General features: G+C 59.1%; 4 protein-coding genes. 1 reads left to right on the forward strand and 3 read right to left on the reverse strand.

Annotated elements, in window-relative coordinates; translation table 11 throughout:
• The 3 genes from BG61_RS37955 to BG61_RS37970 form a co-directional block, all read right to left on the reverse strand.
• A partial coding sequence (locus BG61_RS37955) for a hypothetical protein (RefSeq protein ID WP_152565295.1) occupies positions 1–866 on the reverse strand: 866 nt, incomplete at its 3' end.
• Positions 867–1,288: 422 nt separating this feature from the next.
• Positions 1,289–1,798 (reverse strand): ferritin-like domain-containing protein, encoded by a 510-nt coding sequence (locus BG61_RS37965; protein ID WP_035943403.1) that lies wholly within the window; start codon positions 1,796–1,798, stop codon positions 1,289–1,291.
• A 127-nt stretch (positions 1,799–1,925) separates the two neighbouring features.
• Positions 1,926–2,420 (reverse strand): YciE/YciF ferroxidase family protein, encoded by a 495-nt coding sequence (locus BG61_RS37970; RefSeq protein WP_035943405.1) that lies wholly within the window; start codon positions 2,418–2,420, stop codon positions 1,926–1,928.
• A 324-nt stretch (positions 2,421–2,744) separates the two neighbouring features.
• Here BG61_RS37970 and BG61_RS37975 point away from each other — a divergent pair.
• The coding region (locus BG61_RS37975) for a manganese catalase family protein (protein ID WP_035943408.1) at positions 2,745–3,241 on the forward strand (497 nt) is incomplete at its 3' end.

Consider the following 3,241-nt stretch of genomic DNA (forward strand, 5'->3'; position numbering starts at 1 on the left):
TGCCCGCCGAAGTAATTAGCCAGACGGAGCAACCTTGGGACGCTTTCGCGCGGCAGCGACGTAAACCAGCTTTTTAGGAAGTTCTGAATCTGATCGTCAGCCAGGGCATCGTAGGCGTATGTCACGTTCTTTCGGAGGATCGCAAGCCGCTCTGCGGCGAGCCTGAGGCGCTCACGCTGTGCGTGATCGGGATGCAGGCCATTCAGCGTCTTGATCAGATGGTTGCGCGTCGCTGCACGGGCCACCGAGGCGAGTAGGAACTGCTGAAACAGGTAGTACAACGGCACTCTGCAGTCTTCCGGTATGCGAGTGAGCAGTGGTGTAAGAGTCGGCTGGACATCCGAAATATTTTCTGCGCCTACCATGAGGCATGCAAGACGCGCCCATTCGGCGGGCGTAAGGCCGTCAATCATCGCGCCGCCAGGTGCGTGCGCCAACCGGGCAACTTGGCGGTAATTTTTAGCGCGCTTCGCTCGGTTTGCGCGCGTGCTGATCACCATCAGATTACCCATTGCATAGGCGCCGTCGTTGTTAATGCGATCGACTGACCAATCGGTTCCCGTCCGCGTCGAGTGCGTCAGCCGCTCGAGTGTCACGGGGCACGTCTCGCAGTCGATGAGTTGCAGATATTCCGGCGTAACATCGGCGCGAACGATCCTGCGCCGCCGTATCGCACTTAAGCGCAGTTGAAGCCATTTCGCGTGGTAGCGGCTCGCTGTGTGCTGCGGAACCTCGAAGTGTGCCCTGCCGGCCGCGTAGCCCGCCAACACATCCACGTTCGCCTGCGATCGGTCGAACGGTCGGCCATAGCGAGCCAAGTCCCAACCCAGGTCGAATCCCAATTCACGAGTGTAATGGTCCGCCACGCTCGCCCCCACCGTCTGGTTCTCTGCTCAAGGATGTCGTGCAAAGTAGTTCGTTCAGAATCGCCGCCTCGCAGCGCCGCTACCGTTTGCGCTGCATGATATGGACGGGACCAGCGCTTGCGTCAGACGCAAGCGTCGCACGACCTCGCGCCGGCCCCGTCTCCTCGAAGGCTCCATGTTCACGTGCATTTTTACGATCCGTTCGCGAACACCCGGAGCATTGAACGGCCAAGTTGTTCGGGACGCCGCCGCGCGCGTTGGGATCCGCATTCTCATCGACGTTACGGTAGACGACAACGGAGTTCAATTTACCGGAAGCGTGGACGGACACACCGTCGTGCAAAGGTTCCTTGAGGAACTTAGCTTGTTCGCCGACATCCGGTCATTCCGGGCCGTGCGCGTGACGATCAACTAGGACCGATCTACTTCTTCGCAACTTCCCCGGGGGTGGCGGCTCGCAGCAGATACGTTTGCGTCAACTGGGGGATATGATCCAACAACCACTGTGCCATTGCGACCTCCTGAGGCAGAATTTGCTCGCAAGCAGTCTTCGTCTCGATGTCGCCTACTTGTTCGGCCGCCGCGATCAGCGATGTATAGGAGGCGATCTCGAGGTTCTCGAATACATAGCTCGAGATCGATCCTTTGACGACCTCGTCCGACATCGCCATTCCGCCGGCCGCCTGCCCGAATGCCATGACCTTCGCCGCGAGATCTTTGATCGTCGAAGTGCTGCCCCCGAGCCGCTCGATGCACCGAGCCACCAGTCTTTGCTGACCGAGCGTTTCGGCGAGATGCTGGTCGATGCGTGCCTTCAACTCGGGGTAATGCTCAAGGCGGCCCGACTGGGCGCGCAGCATCTGCTCCGCTTGCTGCTCCATTGCATGGGCGTCACGCAGCCAATCAAGTAAGTTTTCTTTGGGATCAGGCATTCCGACCTCCAATGTTAGTGGGGAGTCGCACAGGGAGTCGCACGCGCTCCGCCGATGGGCCGACGGACCCGACCCGAAGTCGAGTCGGGCGTCGCTCTATCTTCACAGCCGCCAACGACCGCGCGTGTCATTTCCCTACTTCCTGTTCCGAAAGCTCTTGCTTGGCGAGCATAGTCAGTTTCTCGTCGGTCGCTTTTTCCTCCTGAAGCGTCTCGAGTAGCAATTTCATCCCTTCGACGTAGCCAAGCTTCTTCGCCAGAGTCGCGAGTGTTCCGTAGGTCGCAATTTCGTAATGCTCAACCTTCTGCGCAGCGGCAATCAACGCGGCATCGAGGATCGGGCCCTTCTCTATTTCCTCGATTTGCTCTTGTCCTTCTTCTACTAGCCCCTCCATTGCCACGCACTTGACGCGCTTGAGCTTAATTTCGGCGCTCTCGACGACGCGGTCAATGCGCTCAATCTGCCCTTGGGTTTCCTCCAAATGCTTTTCGAACGCTGCCGCGAGCTCGGGGTTCGTCGCCGCGCGCGCTAGTTTCGGAAGTGCTTTCGTCAGTTGCTTCTCGGCGCTGTACACGTCGGAGAGGCTGTGGATGAACAGATCGTTCAGTGTCTTCGTTGCCATGGCTGGTCCTCGGGAATGTGAATCAGCGCCCGAGTGGGCGCGTGACGTCTATACGCAACCCGCGTGCCGCAGGAAGGGAACACAGCGGCGCGAATGACGCTGTTGACATCGCTACCTCAGTCTCGACCCCCGAAGATCAGGCACGCCCGATGCGGAATGCAGCTGACGGTTCGATCACGGTTGGCTTAGCCGCTGAACGAAAGCGTTGATTTTGAGATCGAGCGCACGTGGTCCCCGAATCACTTTGCTCGGCATACCCAACAAACTATTACCGGCGTTCACTCCAGGCAATGACCTGGGAAAGCCGATCTTTGGAGATTCCTAATGTTCGTCCACAATAAGCGCCTTCAATACACGGTCCGCGTGGCTGCCCCGAATCCTGGCCTCGCCAATCTATTGCTGGAGCAGTTCGGCGGTCCCCAAGGGGAACTGGCGGCGGCTTGTCGCTACTTCACCCAGGCAGTCGGCGAAGATGACGCCGGCCGCAAGGACTTGCTGTTCGACATCGCCACCGAAGAGCTGAGCCACCTTGAAATCATCGGTTCGATCGTTGCCATGCTCAACAAGGGCGCGAAAGGACAACTGGCTGAAGCTGTGGAATCGGAAGCGGAGCTGTATCGCTCACTCACCGCTGGCGGCAACGATTCCCATACCACTGCGCTGCTGTATGGCGGCGGGCCTGCCCTCACCAACTCAGCGGGCGTCCCCTGGACGGCGGCTTATATCGACACGATCGGAGAGCCGACGGCCGACCTGCGCTCGAACATCGCCGCTGAAGCACGCGCAAAGATCGTCTATGAACGGCTTATCAACGTAACGGA

Origin of the sequence: Caballeronia glathei (genome assembly GCF_000698595.1) — a bacterium.
In the GTDB taxonomy this organism is placed as follows: domain Bacteria; phylum Pseudomonadota; class Gammaproteobacteria; order Burkholderiales; family Burkholderiaceae; genus Caballeronia; species Caballeronia glathei.